The organism is Nostoc sp. (assembly GCF_036916575.1).
Lineage (GTDB): Bacteria > Cyanobacteriota > Cyanobacteriia > Cyanobacteriales > Nostocaceae > Nostoc.
In genome coordinates this window covers 1-15,417 of sequence record NZ_JBALGC010000017.1, presented here as the reverse complement: position 1 = coordinate 15,417, position 15,417 = coordinate 1, and the positions used below count along the sequence as shown (strand labels likewise).

At 42.5% G+C, this 15,417-nt stretch carries 10 protein-coding genes, 1 CRISPR repeat array and 1 riboswitch; of the genes, 7 read left to right on the top strand and 3 right to left on the bottom strand.

The window, feature by feature from the left end:
- Positions 1-2 precede the first annotated feature (2 nt).
- Entirely contained in the window at positions 3-482 is a 480-nt protein-coding gene (locus V7L29_RS05495) for a beta-lactamase hydrolase domain-containing protein (protein ID WP_334734797.1), read from the top strand.
- 323 nt (positions 483-805) lie between these two features.
- Here V7L29_RS05495 and V7L29_RS05490 read toward each other — a convergent pair whose 3' ends face one another.
- Positions 806-2,425 (bottom strand): hypothetical protein, encoded by a 1,620-nt coding sequence (locus V7L29_RS05490; protein ID WP_334734796.1) that lies wholly within the window; start codon positions 2,423-2,425, stop codon positions 806-808.
- Positions 2,426-2,722: 297 nt separating this feature from the next.
- Positions 2,723-2,819: riboswitch (TPP riboswitch) on the top strand.
- Between the two features lie 7 nt (positions 2,820-2,826).
- Between V7L29_RS05490 and thiC the strand changes: the two genes are divergently transcribed.
- Both thiC and V7L29_RS05480 read left to right on the top strand, forming a co-directional pair.
- A complete protein-coding gene (gene thiC, locus V7L29_RS05485; protein WP_334734795.1) occupies positions 2,827-4,200 on the top strand; it encodes a phosphomethylpyrimidine synthase in 1,374 nt (457 codons plus the stop codon).
- A gap of 187 nt (positions 4,201-4,387) precedes the next feature.
- Positions 4,388-5,170, top strand: a complete 783-nt coding sequence (locus V7L29_RS05480) for an ATP-grasp domain-containing protein (RefSeq protein ID WP_334734794.1) — start codon at positions 4,388-4,390, stop codon at positions 5,168-5,170.
- A 181-nt stretch (positions 5,171-5,351) separates the two neighbouring features.
- Here V7L29_RS05480 and V7L29_RS05475 read toward each other — a convergent pair whose 3' ends face one another.
- Positions 5,352-7,340: a S8 family serine peptidase gene (locus V7L29_RS05475; protein ID WP_334692553.1), complete on the bottom strand. Its 1,989-nt coding sequence runs from the start codon at positions 7,338-7,340 to the stop codon at positions 5,352-5,354.
- A gap of 639 nt (positions 7,341-7,979) precedes the next feature.
- Here V7L29_RS05475 and V7L29_RS05470 point away from each other — a divergent pair.
- The 3 genes from V7L29_RS05470 (at position 7,980) to V7L29_RS05460 (ending at position 9,689) form a co-directional block, all read left to right on the top strand.
- Positions 7,980-8,543: a hypothetical protein gene (locus tag V7L29_RS05470; protein WP_334692552.1), complete on the top strand. Its 564-nt coding sequence runs from the start codon at positions 7,980-7,982 to the stop codon at positions 8,541-8,543.
- Between the two features lie 106 nt (positions 8,544-8,649).
- Positions 8,650-8,991, top strand: a complete 342-nt coding sequence (locus tag V7L29_RS05465) for a hypothetical protein (protein WP_334692551.1) — start codon at positions 8,650-8,652, stop codon at positions 8,989-8,991.
- Positions 8,992-8,999: 8 nt separating this feature from the next.
- Positions 9,000-9,689 (top strand): DUF6745 domain-containing protein, encoded by a 690-nt coding sequence (locus V7L29_RS05460; protein WP_334734793.1) that lies wholly within the window; start codon positions 9,000-9,002, stop codon positions 9,687-9,689.
- Positions 9,690-9,976: 287 nt separating this feature from the next.
- A CRISPR array of direct repeats spans positions 9,977-11,451; the repeat unit is 37 nt; unit sequence ATTGCAATTAACCAAAATCCCTATTAGGGATTGAAAC.
- A 217-nt stretch (positions 11,452-11,668) separates the two neighbouring features.
- On the opposite strand, the gene V7L29_RS05455 is transcribed toward V7L29_RS05460, so the two are convergent.
- Positions 11,669-13,516 (bottom strand): vWA domain-containing protein, encoded by a 1,848-nt coding sequence (locus V7L29_RS05455; protein WP_334734792.1) that lies wholly within the window; start codon positions 13,514-13,516, stop codon positions 11,669-11,671.
- Between the two features lie 456 nt (positions 13,517-13,972).
- Between V7L29_RS05455 and V7L29_RS05450 the strand changes: the two genes are divergently transcribed.
- Complete coding sequence (locus tag V7L29_RS05450; protein ID WP_334692547.1) at positions 13,973-15,151, top strand: hypothetical protein; 1,179 nt, start codon at positions 13,973-13,975, stop codon at positions 15,149-15,151.
- Positions 15,152-15,417 lie beyond the last annotated feature (266 nt).

The following is a 15,417-nucleotide window of genomic DNA, read 5'->3' as shown; positions in this document are numbered from 1 at the left end:
ATGTGATCAACGCCATACAGATTAACGAAAACCTGACAACCACAGGACAAGTCATACCAAAACAGCTTGAGCAAGCTATCCAAGAAGGTTTTAAGTCCGTTCTAAATCTGCGATCGCCTGATGAACTAGGATTTTCCCAGGATGAGCAAAAAGTAGCGGAAGCATTGGGGCTGCATTATACGAATGTTCCACTCAAGGTGGATTTAAAAAATTTGAATGAAGAGGCGATTACCAAAATCCTTACGACACTCCAAGAAATTCCTAAACCAGCAGTTGTGCATTGTGCAGCCGGAATGCGATCAACTGGAATTGCGCTCTTAAGTATCGCTATCCAGGAGGGATTAACACCAGAAGAAACCTTAGCAAGAGCTAAGAATCTGGGTTTTGGATTCTTTGAACACGCTGGCGTTAGTCCCCGGCTGAAGCAATTATTTGTAGACTACGTTAACAAACACGCGAAAGTAGCTGTGCCTACTTGCTGAAAAATCTGTACTCAACTAACAATAACGTGAGTTTGACAAACCTCTCCCTGCCTTGAACGAAAGTTCAAGTCTGTCCCTCTCCGAGTCGGAGAGGGACGGTTTTGTGTAGTAAGACTTTTTTACTCAGGTACAATTCGCGCAACTCAGCAGTGGATGAGGCAACGTACAAAGTCAGGGCGATCGCTCCATAATACCTGGTAGTTAAAAGCTTTTGGTTGAAGGGCGTGAGGGTGTGATCATGAGTAGCTTTAATAGCAGGCTATGGCAAAACTCAGTAGTAAGAAAACCATCTCATTTCATCTACCGTACAAGACACAGTGTAACTACAGTCTTGGCATGAGCAATTCAACAACCGCATCAATTCTTGCGTGTCCAATATTTGGTTCTGCATTAGGTTCCAACAGTGACTGATCGTCAAGTTCAGCATCATATGAACCTTGATTTTTTACTAACCATTCCATGAATGGATGACAGGTATTTTGCTTTTGAAGGCACTTGTCATAGATACCACCTGAGTTGAGCTTTTCTGAACATGGGGTATTTGATGCCATTCGATTATAACTTGCTGGTAATGGTGCTAGATTCTGAAGTCTTAAGCCTTGCTGGTAGCCAGACTGATTTTTTGTCAACAACTTCTGCGGTATTAAGTGATCAATTTGCCAATCCTTACTTTTGCGACCAAACTTATTTGGATGAAAGCTCCCTCCCCTGTTTATGCGTTCAGGTAATATACACGCATTAAACACCCGCCTAGCTTTCTTAGCATCAGCCGAAGCTAAATTGGCTTTCAACCAGTCTCTTTGCGGAAGATTATCCAAAGAACCTGAGCCAGTCATCTTGGCTACATCATCCGCTACAGCATCTAGCGTTGCATAATCAGTTTTCAAAACATTTTCTGCAATGTCTCCAAGCCTGCCAACAGTACCTTCAATTAGTGCACGGTAAACAGCACACAAAAATCTATGAAGTTCAGAATTGTTTGTTGTCGTATTGGTTGATGTTAAAAAATCTGGTTTTTTATCAGTTTTAAGAAATTGCCTGTAGTAAAAAAGAATAACTATTGCTAATGGTAAACTACCTGATTCTTTAATTTCTCCAATGTATGTATTTTGTGCAGCAACGAACTGATCGAGAAAATCAAGCAGTTTATTAACTTCATCTTTTCTAAGACTATCCCAATTTGGAAATACATCAATGCGACGTAGCCCATCTTTTTCCTGTAAACACTTAAGTATTACAGTCGCAGTAGGAAGTAGTTCTCGCTTTAAAGATACTGAAGCTGTAGTGTTTTCCGTGAAAGTTTCGGTAATTTCGTTTTCAGCCTGTTCAATATCAGCAGTTGCCCAAGGTTGACTACATGATGATGCTCTTTCAACAATATAAGACCGTATTAGGTCAACAGAACTGAGTTCTACTCTCACAGTATTCAATCCTATAAAAGTGTTGACTAACTCAATAGAATTGTTGAAACCAAAATACTGATCAATAGCAACTTGCTTTCTCAGAAATGCAGTGTTAACTTGCTCTGCAAAATTTTGAACTTTTTGAGGAAGAAGTAAGTCATCAATTACTCGTCTTAACTCATTAAAAAGCAAAGCATACTGACTTTGAATTGCCCCGCGTGGGTGATTAAGTAGTTGATTATGATTATTTGAAAACACTGGCTGTAAACCGCCAACAATAGTTCTTAACGGCAGAAAGTGAGAGCTTACATCAAGTTTAGATGGAGTAAAACTTAGCACTTTATCATACAACAATTGAAGAATTACAGTTCCAACAGCAAAACGTTGCAACCCATCAACAAGTTCTCCCGGCTTGCCGTCAAACATACCGATAATTACATTACCAAATAGCACTGAATCTGATGACAGAAGTGTAAGTACTTCGTCCTTTCCCCAGGAAATTCCCCTCTGAAAAGTAGGAATTTTAAGCTTGTTGACCATCCCTAGAAGGTGTGTTAACTGTTCAGGTACTTGTCCATTGGGATCTACAAGTACCCATTTACAGATGTACTCATGGAATTGTGGTGTTGGCCCGGTTCTTGAAATAGGCATTTTTATTAGTGCTTTAAATGTATAAATTTTGTATATTGTTTAATTTATGCTCCTTTCCAGTAAGCATTAGAATTTACCTATAACACTGATCCTACTTACATTATCGGTGTCGTCGCTCTGTACCACTTCCCCACCTCATAAATTATTAACATCCTTGTTCGCAACCATAACCAAGGTGGTACACTACATCCATGCTAGGGGTGCCTACATAACCAGGCTGAGATCACACCCTTAACACCTGAGTCTGGGTAATACCAGCGGAGGGAAGCTGTTTATCGAGGAATTACAATATGCGGACAGAATGGGTTGCTAAACGTCGTGGGCAGGGTAATGTATCTCAAATGCACTACGCCCGCCAAGGTGTTATCACCGAAGAAATGCACTACGTCGCCCAACGGGAAAATCTCCCTGCTGATCTCATTCGTGAGGAAGTGGCGCGGGGGCGAATGATTATCCCAGCTAATATTAATCACACTAATTTAGAGCCGATGGCTATTGGCATCGCCTCCAAATGCAAGGTAAATGCTAATATCGGCGCTTCCCCCAACTCTTCTAATCTTCAGGAAGAAGTAGATAAGCTGAACTTGTCGGTGAAGTATGGCGCTGATACGGTGATGGATTTGTCCACAGGCGGCGGTAACTTGGATGAAATTCGCACCGCCATCATCAAGGCTTCGCCTGTTCCTATTGGTACGGTACCGGTATACCAAGCTTTAGAAAGTGTCCACGGCACAATCGAGAACCTGACTGCTGATGACTTTCTCCATATCATTGAAAAGCACGCCCAGCAAGGGGTAGACTATCAAACTATCCACGCTGGGATTTTGATTGAGCATTTGCCTTTGGTGAGAAGCCGCATCACTGGTATTGTCTCTCGCGGTGGCGGTATTTTGGCGCGGTGGATGCTACATCACCACAAACAAAACCCGCTTTATACCCACTTCCAAGACATTATTGAGATTTTCAAAAAGTATGATGTCTCCTTCAGTTTAGGAGATTCCCTGCGTCCCGGTTGCACCCATGATGCCTCAGATGAAGCACAATTAGCTGAATTGAAAACCCTTGGAAAGCTAACTCGCAAAGCCTGGGAAGATAATGTACAGGTGATGGTGGAAGGGCCGGGACATGTGCCAATGGATCAAATTGAGTTCAACGTCCGTAAGCAGATGGAAGAGTGTTCTGAAGCACCTTTCTATGTTTTGGGGCCATTGGTGACAGACATTGCTCCTGGCTATGACCACATCACTTCAGCCATTGGAGCAGCGATGGCTGGATGGTACGGAACTGCAATGCTGTGTTATGTGACACCTAAAGAACATTTGGGTCTACCAAATGCCGAAGATGTTAGGAATGGGTTGATTGCCTATAAAATAGCAGCTCATGCGGCTGATATTGCTAGACATCGCACTGGTGCAAGGGATAGAGACGATGAACTTTCCAAGGCGCGTTACAACTTCGATTGGAACCGTCAGTTTGAATTATCACTTGACCCAGAAAGAGCTAAGGAATATCACGATGAAACTCTGCCAGCAGACATCTATAAAACTGCTGAGTTTTGTTCGATGTGTGGGCCTAAGTTCTGCCCAATGCAAACTAAGGTTGATGCTGATGCGCTGACAGAATTAGAGAAGTTCTTGGCGAAAGAGGCTGTGACTCAAAGCTAACAGATTGTTATGCTGAGTCTGGTTGAATACTTGTAGCGGTTTTCAGAATTGCGGTTTAAATAGTTTTGTTGGGTGCGTTAGGACGAATGTCCTAACGCACGTAAAATTCCAGATGATTTACTGGTGATTTGGTTTTTTGGAAGCCCTACTATAATTAGTAATTAGCTGTATATTCAATCCAAATATTGTGATATTTCTTTTTCCTAGTGATTACTTCAATCCTAAGAAAGCGGATGCAGCATACTTGGAGCAAGTTGCTTGTATGCAAAATGCTGGGTTTGCAACTTCCGTTATTTCTTTGGAGTCGCTAGGATCTGGTTCATCAAGAATTATTCCAGTCCCCACTTCTGATTCAAAACTGGTCTACCGGGGTTGGATGCTTTCGCCCTCCGATTATGAGTTATTAGTTAGTGTTGTAGAGAGTACAGGAGCAAGTGTCTTAACTTCTAAGGCTGAGTATTTAGCTACACACTATCTGATAAATTGGTATCCCCTGATTACTGATTTAACTCCAGAGACTAAATTTTATTCCGTCGATGATGATTTAGAGAGTGAGTTGAATCGACTTGGCTGGAATAGATTTTTTATCAAAGATTATGTTAAATCTCTCAAAACCTCAGTTGGATCGATGATTGATAAAGCTTTGGAAATCGAAACAGTGGTTGCCGAAATGCAGAGGTTTCGAGGCAGTATTGAGGGAGGTATTTGTGTGCGGCAAATTGAAGATTTTGTGCCTAAAACCGAAAGGCGTTACTTTGTCGTATATGGTAAACCTTTTGCCGCTTTACCAGATGAGGAAATTCCAGAGATTGTTTCTGAGTGTGCCAAGCGGATTAAAAGTCAGTTTTTTTCAGTGGATGTAATAGAGCGTAGAGATGGTACTAAGCGGATCGTAGAAATTGGTGACGGGCAAGTATCAGATATTGTTGGGTGGACGGCTGAACGTTTTACTCAACTGTGGGTGGTGTGAGAACTAACAAGTTAATCAAGCTGACTGTTGAGAGAAGAGATATTGGTTGGGTTACAAAGCCTAAGTAAGAAACAAAAGTAAGCAAGGGAATTTTTAAAGTTTTGTTTCTCTCACAATACAAGGTTGGGTAACGCTTACGCTCTACCCAGCCTACAATTATCCTTAACCCAATACGCTTGGCTTAAAATCCAATTTCAATGGTCAAGCTGCGAATCTTTCCTGTATCTGTCTCAGCTTTATCTGCAACTTGAAGAGTCCAGGTTCCTTGAGGACTTTTACCCTTAAAGGCAGCAAGCTTAAGGGTGTTTACCTCGTCATAGGTTGTTTTGATATTATCTGTAACTCCACCCTGGCGATCGTGCAGAATTATCGGAAGTACGCCTATTTGCACTGGGGGAAGAAGAGTAACTACAAGATCCCCAATATAGGTATGCTCAATGTCTACATGAACTTTGATGGATTTCATCAGGCTGCTATTAGCGATCGCCACCGACAATGTTGATATTTGCAAGTCGTTAATTGGGATATCTTGCACTGCCTGGAAAATGCTGATGGGCGATGTTTGAGCTGGCTTGGCTAATTCTACAGCTTTGAGAGTATTGATTCGACCGTAACCGTAGAAGCTGCTGTGACCATTGGGATCATATTTACCTCCAGCTTGATCAATGCGATCGCACGAGCGTTTAATAATATCTCGCACCTCGTCCCAACGCAGATTTGGGTTTCTGGCAATAATCAGGGCTGCAACACCAGCTGCACCTGGACAAGAACTGGAAGTGCCGCCGAATTCGTTCGTGTAGTTGCCTGCGGCCTCACCCAGATTCCGATTACCGGAATTATAACCAAGTACACCAGAGCGATCGGTTGTCCAAATTCCAGGAGTTTGAGAATTGTCGCCATTGTTGCTGGGAAAGGCGCACCAGACCGCTTGACCAAAGTCACTGTAAGTACTTCTAAGGCCGTAGTCGTTACAAGCTGCCACAGCAATCACCTTTTGGTAGCTGGCATAGCCGTCGTTATCCACACTTTCGTTACCATTGCCAGCCGCGAATAAAATTACACAACCCTTGCCGTTGCGTCCCTTATTAATTGCAAAGTCCATAGCAAGCCGTGTGGAGTCAGGCAGAGGTACTTTCTGGTTGTGTGCAGGATCATTTGGCTCATACCAAACACCATCTGCTGGCCCCCAGCTACAAGAAATAACATCAGCACCATTTTGAGCCGCCCAAATAAAAGCATCTGCTTCATCCTGTGACCCCAGTGCTGAAGCTAAACGAATCGGCATCAGCTTTGCACCCGGTGCCACACCAGATGCACCAAAGTTGCCGTTTGCACAAGCGACTCCAGCACAGCCTGTCCCGTGGTTATTGTCGTTTCCCGGTCTGGGATTGTTAGTTTTACGTGTAACATCACGCGGGGCAACAATTTTTCCAGAGGAACGGAACTCTTCATGATCGAGATCTACACCGTCGTCGATAATTGCAATAATCGTCCCTGTGCCATCGCTTAACTTCCAAGCTGCCTCAACGTTGGCATGAGCGTTAATTACCTTACCATTAATTGTTGTTTGCTTTAAGTGCCACTGCTGCGGGAAAACCTGACGTTGGCGTGATTCACGCGCTAGTTCAGGATGGCACAGTTCTACTGATTTCTCATTCAGAAGTCTCTCGGCAATGTCAAAGACGGCTATACCAGTATTTGTCGGTGCACTGACAAAGTAAGCATTTCGTGCATATTCAAGTTGGCGTTTAATTGTTAAACCGTAACGTCCTAATACCTCTTGGCATACCCTTGACTCTTCTTCGTTGTCGAATTTAACAAAGAGGTTTTCGGTGTAGACTACAGGTTGTTTGGATACTGGATCGATAAGAACACGTCCGGCAAATTGGACTTGAGACTCGTTGTTGAGAATTTCACGGGCGTGATCGCGCAAAGCCACACCCTGAGTCGGAACTTTCGTTCGCAGAATTTCTACACCCGCTTGCCGAAACCGCGTTACTAACTCGAATTGATTGAGGATGCTACGAGCTGTAGGTGACATAGGTGCGACTTCAAACGGTCTTGCACCGACAAGAGTACTGCGGCTTTCGGTACGCACTACAACGTGTTCGTTACTGATAGCAAGTTCATACTGTTGTCCATTCTGTCCACCATAGCGAACCTGAACCATAGTTTAATCTCCTAAGATATTAAATGTCTTGAAAATTGGGCATTGGGGAGCCACTGCGCCCTTGCGTGCCGACTTAAAGCAAGTGGCGTCATTGGGCATTGGGATGAGAAAAACCACATCATATATTGTGTTGCCGCAGCGTGCGCTTTGTGCTTACGTTTAGTTTATAGATGCTTCTTATTTCATGTGTTATATGTGTATTACGGCACTAAAAAGATATAGCTTAAATAGAATGTAATCTCTCTAAGTACAGTTTTGCGTAAAAGCGTAACGTTTTTAATGCAAGCCGACACATTCACAATGCAGCCCACGCATTAAGAATGTAAGCCGACACATTCACAATGTAGCCACGCATTAAAAATGTCAGCCGACACATTCACAATGTAAGCTGACGCATTCACAATGCAGCCGATGCATTGGCATTGTAGGGTATTGCCAAATTTAATTTGCTACAAATTAATGAAATGCTGTATTAAGTTTATACAAGCCTTCGATTCGTCTTGCTAGAAAAAAGGGATTCAAAGTCAGGTTACTTTAAAAATCTTCACTATCAATAGGGGCGTATAGCTTGCATCCCGATGAAAAATTTGTATTGCATACCACTGAAAAACGCTATAACATCATTAGAATTTGAGAAAGATGTTTTACTTTCTGGCTGAGTATTTTCTACAGGTGTACTCTTTACCCCTGATTGTTGAAGTGAGATTTCAAAAAGACTACTTTTGTGAGTATCCTGAAAAAATTCGCATTGGCAGCGAGCGCACTGCTGTATTCTACACTCGTAAGCCTGGATACTATGCAGTCCACTACAATCAACCCAACACCGTGGCATCAGGAGCAATTTTACAATTTAACGACGGTGCAATCGCAGTTTTTCCAGGCGAACCCAATCTATTAGAACAGGGAACACTAAGTCCAATTTACACACTAGAACCCAATGATTCGGTAGCAGTACCAACTGGACTGGTTTTCATCCGCTTTGCTGAAGGCGTTGATGTGGAGTCCCAGCGCCAGGTAATTAATCAAGCGGGTTACGAAGTAGCCCAAAGTCTTGACTATGCACCTCATACCGCTTGGTTGCGTGCCCAATCAGGTAATATTGCTGATGCGATCGCCGGAATTCCTCAGTTAGAAGCGATACCTAAAGTTGAGAATATCGAACCTCAGATGCTTATGGAAAGAGGTGTGAGACTAGGGCGTTGATTTAGTTGCATATTTACTATGTTGAGTGTTAGATATGGCTCAAAAGCCCAGAAGTTGTATAGTACATATGTATGCATAATACGTAAATCCTAGTTAAGATCAAAAGATGTTTAACCACAGCAATAACTCCCAAGCTAACCAAGCTAGTGTTCTCTACAGACATGGCGACGTTCTGATCAGACGTATTGCTAGCTTACCTGTAGGTGTTCACAGGCGTGTAGGTGCAACTCTGGCTGATGGTGAAATCACAGGACACAGCCATCGCATTCAGCAATCCAATGCTGTTCAGTTGTGGGTACATGGTAGTGACCTTTTTCTTGAGGTGAAAGAACCAAGTGCCACTTTAGTTCATGAAGAACATCGGGCGATTGAATTACCCCAAGGGCTTTACCGCGTCTGGAGACAACGTGAATATCGCCCTGATGCTTACGTAGAGGTGATGGACTAATGCTGAAGATGATGTCGAAGGGACGTGTGCCAAATAAACCTGTTAAGCAGCGCCCAAATGAAAGCCACGAGCCTGTATCGGCTGAACATGCTCGAAAACTCATCCTTGAGCATCGCGCCTGGGATGGTATGCGCGTTTTGGGTCATCTAGATTTAAGCGGTGCGTTGAATCTTTACAATCTACCTGAAAATCTAACCTGTGAAAGTATTGATATCAGCGACTGTGTAAGCCTCACTACTCTTCCCCAAGGACTCCATGTCACTTATTGGATCGAGTTGGCCGGAAGTGGGATCACCAGTCTATCTGCGGGGCATGGTTTTGTCTTGCGCTGGCGAGGCGTGGAGGTAAACGAGCGGATTGCCTTTGAATCCCAGTCGATAACGGGGCAGGATATTCTCAATATGGAGAATGTTGAATTGCGCCGTGTGCTGATTGAACGTCTGGGATACGAGACATTTTTGCAGCAAGTGGGAGGGTTGATCCGCGATCGCGATCAAGACGCTGGTGGAGAACGTCAACTAGTCTACATTCCTTTTGAGGATGACGAGCCGCTGATGGTTTTGAAAGTTACTTGTCCATCCACAGGACATATTCATGTCTTGCGCGTTCCTCCGAACATGAAAAGTTGCCATCAAGCAGCTGCCTGGATTGCAGGCTTTAATAACCCAGATGATTATAACCCTGTGATCGAGGCGTAATGTCAATTTGGGATTTTGCGTTCACGTAGCGTGTCGGAGACAAAAGTTGAGCCATTCACTTGCGCGGATAGGTAGGTGTTGGCGAGAGGATGGCTACAAAAATAGCTATATTGCCTTATATGTAAGCACTTGACGATTCGAGCATCTTTCAACGAACCGCGCACCTGATGTAGACTGGCTTTCAGGGATTTACATCTAGCCAAATTACAAACTGTCGTGTTATGATTTTTGCATTCGCGCCACCGAACCTTGAAAACCAAATAATACAAAGCTTTCAGACGCCAGCGATTGCAATTAACCAAAATCCCTATTAGGGATTGAAACGAGACAAAATCTCTACCCAGGACACCAACTGCGAATTGCAATTAACCAAAATCCCTATTAGGGATTGAAACTAAACTAATGGATTTGGAATATGCATACTGTACAGAATTGCAATTAACCAAAATCCCTATTAGGGATTGAAACGTCTGCGCTGTTCTCCTTTGGCCCCGATTAGACCTATTGCAATTAACCAAAATCCCTATTAGGGATTGAAACTGCTTAATTGGACAAAATTGTTACACCTTCTGGGAAAAGGATTGCAATTAACCAAAATCCCTATTAGGGATTGAAACAAAAGCTTTTGCTGATTTACCTGCTGATACGACAAAATTGCAATTAACCAAAATCCCTATTAGGGATTGAAACCGACCAATTCACCATTTGCATTGCAATCGCTATAAATTGCAATTAACCAAAATCCCTATTAGGGATTGAAACGGCTTCAACTGCTAACCCCGCGACGCTACGACTTAATTGCAATTAACCAAAATCCCTATTAGGGATTGAAACGCCACTAAATTCATTCAAGCTGACACATATACTAGAATTGCAATTAACCAAAATCCCTATTAGGGATTGAAACCATCATCTGTAAGCGATCGCCAATACTCGGATTTATTGCAATTAACCAAAATCCCTATTAGGGATTGAAACCTACGACATCTTGAACCCAGATGAGCAAGAGGTTATTGCAATTAACCAAAATCCCTATTAGGGATTGAAACCAGTTAGTGCAATTTCAGCAAGCTTATAAAACAATTGCAATTAACCAAAATCCCTATTAGGGATTGAAACACAGACGCCCAAGGTAACCTCATCATTACCTATTGCAATTAACCAAAATCCCTATTAGGGATTGAAACGGATTGTATGGGTGGCTATCTGCTATCTATTTGTTATTGCAATTAACCAAAATCCCTATTAGGGATTGAAACAATCCCAAAAGTTGGTTCAAAAATTAAACTTGAAATTGCAATTAACCAAAATCCCTATTAGGGATTGAAACAGGTAATGCCCCCGGATGCCTCTAGCGCCTGTTAATTGCAATTAACCAAAATCCCTATTAGGGATTGAAACAGGAAACTAGGGACAAAAGAAAGGCATACTGTTTTTCAAATTGCAATTAACCAAAATCCCTATTAGGGATTGAAACCCGTTACACTGGTGTAATTAGTGGTATTTGGTCTATTGCAATTAACCAAAATCCCTATTAGGGATTGAAACTTGGGATGAAATACGTATCCAGTGCTATGCAGATATTGCAATTAACCAAAATCCTTATTAGGGATTGAAACCGTGGAGGTGCATACCCATGCCGGATGCGATGGAATTGCAATTAACCAAAATCCCTATTAGGGATTGAAACGTGATCCTGTCGCGCTGCCGTCTGTAGTGTTGGTGATTGCAATTAACCAAAATCTCTATTAGGGATTGAAACCCTCCAAGGATTAAGAAATTGTAATTAACCAACTCAATAGAAATAGAAGTGAAAATGAATTAGGACTTACGCACGAGTTAGGGAATAACGAACCGCAGAGTATACGGAGAAATTAGAGTTTGAGAGATATTTTGCGTAACTCCTATGAATGTAAAGACGTTAGATGTAACGTCTCTACAACGATTTCAAGTAACCCATCGTTAATTTCTGGAGATATCTAATTGGTAGTAGTGGGTTGCACAAATCGCTTAATTTCACCACATGCAATATAGGACTTGCCATCAGGTGCTGTTTTGACTTCATCAACCAGGTAAAGCATTCCTTCCTCGCGAACCGATCGCGGAAAACGCATGTTCCAATCCGGTTCATATCCGTCGGAAACCACCCTAGCACGTAGCTTGCTGCCATCTTTAACACACTGAACTAAAATGCTGTCTCCAACACTGTCAGTTGTGGGAAGATCAGTGGCACTGGCAGGGCCTTTGGAGGCTTTGCCTGTGTTAGTTAGATTCGATTGTCTAGGGGCAACGAAGATATCTGCTTCACCGGGTTGAGCAAAACGGGTGATATTACCATGTACACGGTAGAAAGTGCGATCGCTTGAGAGTTCTAGTCCTTCAACAACATAGCGTGCTCCCTCGGCACGAATGGCCCGAGGAAACTGGACGTTCTTGGTTGAATCGTAGCCTTCGGATATGACTTTGACCCGCAGTTTACCCCCTTCACGAACACAGCACAATTGAACACCTGAACCGACTTCATTGACAATCGGCATCGCATACACATCATCGCCAGCAGTGACACCACGACCCACTAGATCGCTGCGATTGCGCGTCATCGTCTGGTAAGTCTGATCCCGCATCTCTTTACGTCCGGCATTGCCCAGAGCTTTTTGGGCGATCCGACCCGCGAAATACTCAAGCTGATCAATCTCCTCAGCAATTTCAAAATTCTCATTCAACCCTTTATCCCGCAAATCTTTTACAAGCGCCCGGAGGGTTTCTTCAGCTTCCTGATGCCTGTTATGTTCAGCTAGATTGAGGGCAGTCTCTTTGACCTTAGCGATCGTCAGGCGACTCAGTTCAAGAATGATATGGCTCATAGAGGCAAAAGCTGCTTCCTCAACAGTGCCAACTTTGGCGACGATATCTACTGTACCTGACACACTTTGAATCAGGTCATCTTGCACAACATCGGCGCTGTAATGCAGTTTCATTACAGGTAACTCACCAACTTGAGCGCTTGATATCATTAGACTCAAGCCGAGAAGTTTGTCTTCGCCTTCGTAAAGCTCTCCCAAGGTGAGGACAGCTTGAGCAGCATCATTCTGGGTAACTTTAGCAAGACTTAAGGTATCAACAAGGCTAACACCATCAGCCAACTCAAGTGTCACCTTAAGATTCTGTCCTACTACTGCTCTGAGACTGTCTAGCTCAATACCAAACACTTCAGTTGCTTCGTCGATGCTCTGAATGAAGTAGAAGTTGCCCGTGGCGGCCCTTGCCATACCAATCAGCAGGTCTTCATTGAAACCTTGAGCAAAACCTAACGTAGTTGTGGTAATGCCTTCCTCAGCTTTTTGCCCCGATGTCGCTGTAAGTACCTTGGGGTCTTGAATGCCCATATTGGCGTGACCATCGGTAAGCAGGAGAACACGGTTGATTTTTTGCGGATCAAGTCGCGTCTTCACATGTTCACAACCTTTGAGCCATCCCCCCGATAAGTTGGTAATACCGCCTGCTCTAACCTTGTGGATAGAATTTTTCAGTGCGGACTTGTTAGTCACTGGCTGGGGTGGCACAACACTGTCCACTTCATCGTCGTAAACAACTACTGAGAGAATGTCATCTGGTTCAAGTTGATCTACCACAGACTCAGCGGCTTTGAGTGCATGATGCAAGGGAGCACCTGCCATAGAGCCTGAACGGTCAATTACAAGAGAAAGGTTAAGGTTACGTCGGGGAGATTCAGCTATTTCAGCCCGAAAACGTAGCAGAATATTAGTCTTTAATGAAGATCCTGCGGGGAGGATAGACTGGTCAAATTCGTAACTTGTCTTAATCATTTTTATATCCTTCAAAATTGTCTGTTATAAGCTACAAGCCCTATGAGTCCAAGATAGGAAGTGCTGTTTTTAGTTTACCCAGAAATCAGTTTATTCAGTAGCAAGATAGTATTTGATGTAAAATTTTATATTTTTGGCATTTCACAGCGTTGGCGTAGCCTCTCGTAGAAGAAGCAAAGGACGGGGGATTTAAACCTAATTTTCACCTAATTTTCAAATGAAGCATTAAATAAAGCGATTACAGGAGTTGGTTAATGCTGAAGGACAACTTGATGTCTGCGCCAGTTCAACTGACGAGGCGTTGCACATTGCTTATCAAAACTATCTTGCTGAAAATCTAGAGTAGTTTTGAGTTGACCTGTAGTAACCAGGTACAAATTGTGGAAGCTTTTGATCGCGTGACTTATAGTGATGTGATGTTTAATCAAAAAATAATAAAAATATAGAGATATAACAATGTTTAGTTATTCTAGCCCCGCAATAGCCACATATCTTAATATTGCTTCTCCAAGAGCGGCTTGTGTCAACGGCAGCAAAGTTGCGATCATTAATACTCAGGGTATATGGGAAGTAGAAGCTGATGGGAGGAAAAAACTAATTCCAAACTCTTATCAGGATGCTCGTGACATTGTAGCAATTGACGACAAGACTTATATTTTAGCTGTTCCAACAGGATTAGTAAAAATAAAAACTGATGGAACTACCCAAAAAATAGTTGACAGTGCTGCTAACTCAAAAACAAGAGTTAAATTTTTAGATGGTTTGATTATTCACCAGTCTGTAAATACTCTATCAATATATGATACCAGCCTCAACTTCAAAGCTAAACATAGCTATGCAGTAACTGAGGTAATGGATTTTGAGTACAAAAATAAGTATCTCTATATCAGTGGTTTTCAGCAACAAAAGCCGTCAGGCATCCCAGTACAAATTGCTTTTCTTTACCGAATGGGTTTTAATGGCACAAGTATATTTAATTTGCCAAATTTGCCAGGGGATAACCAAGGTAAGCTTTGGGGTTACAATCCGACCAGTCTTGTTGACAACATGGCAGATACCCGACTAAACAGATTATACATTTCTGGAAATAAACTCTACGTACTTGGTTCGGTCTATGGGGGTAATTCAATCTATAGATGGAATGGTAAAGACCTATTAACACAAACTTTGATCACTACAGATAAATATACTAATGCTGCCCAAACTCGTGATGAGATAAAAGTTTACACAGGAGTTATTAATTTAACGTCATTTACTGTTGAACGTGGGCAACTAAGTCTTACAAGACTTCCTTCAACAGGAGGATTGGGAAACGGCAATAGCAATTTTCCTAAAACTATTTACTCAGATGGCACTGATATTTTTGTTGGATCTAATGCCGCTTACGCAATTCCCAATAGAGATAGCCAAACATTCTTAGGTAAACCGATTGCAGCTTACCGTGGCGATGCAAGTTTTTTAATTTTTCCGAATAATCTGAAGACTCGCAAAGCTTGGGTAACACCTGGAAGTGGTGAAATATTGCTATTTAGTAAGAAGTTTGCAGTGATCAAAACAGGTAATGTTAATGATTTGTCTACAAATTCAGGAACCGCCCAAAGCCTACCAACAAATACTTATTTTATTAAGTTTTAACAGAGCGATCACTAAGCTCGACTTTATCTAAAATTAAGAACTCGGTTTCTTTATCTGGCAAAAACCCTGGCTTTTTCGCAAATACTTTTTCCACGTCACTCATTCTCGGTAAAATCAAAAAACTAAAACGGCAGTCCCACAAAGGTTTCCAATACAGTTCACTTAAGCCTTTACAATAGACCTCTTGCAAAAGTCCCAAATGCGTGGGACAAGTAAGTTAGAGTTGGGTAGCATTGATGACTTACGAACAAGTAAAAAGCTTAAAG

Bases quoted from the DNA above. Each gene is read 5' to 3' on its own strand.
- V7L29_RS05490 (WP_334734796.1), bottom strand. From the start codon at position 2,425: ATGGTCAACAAGCTTAAAATTCCTACTTTTCAGAGGGGAATTTCCTGG.
- thiC (WP_334734795.1), top strand. From the start codon at position 2,827: ATGCGGACAGAATGGGTTGCTAAACGTCGTGGGCAGGGTAATGTATCT.
- V7L29_RS05475 (WP_334692553.1), bottom strand. From the start codon at position 7,340: ATGGTTCAGGTTCGCTATGGTGGACAGAATGGACAACAGTATGAACTT.
- V7L29_RS05470 (WP_334692552.1), top strand. From the start codon at position 7,980: ATGTTTTACTTTCTGGCTGAGTATTTTCTACAGGTGTACTCTTTACCC.
- V7L29_RS05465 (WP_334692551.1), top strand. From the start codon at position 8,650: ATGTTTAACCACAGCAATAACTCCCAAGCTAACCAAGCTAGTGTTCTC.
- V7L29_RS05460 (WP_334734793.1), top strand. From the start codon at position 9,000: ATGATGTCGAAGGGACGTGTGCCAAATAAACCTGTTAAGCAGCGCCCA.
- V7L29_RS05455 (WP_334734792.1), bottom strand. From the start codon at position 13,516: ATGATTAAGACAAGTTACGAATTTGACCAGTCTATCCTCCCCGCAGGA.
- V7L29_RS05450 (WP_334692547.1), top strand. From the start codon at position 13,973: ATGTTTAGTTATTCTAGCCCCGCAATAGCCACATATCTTAATATTGCT.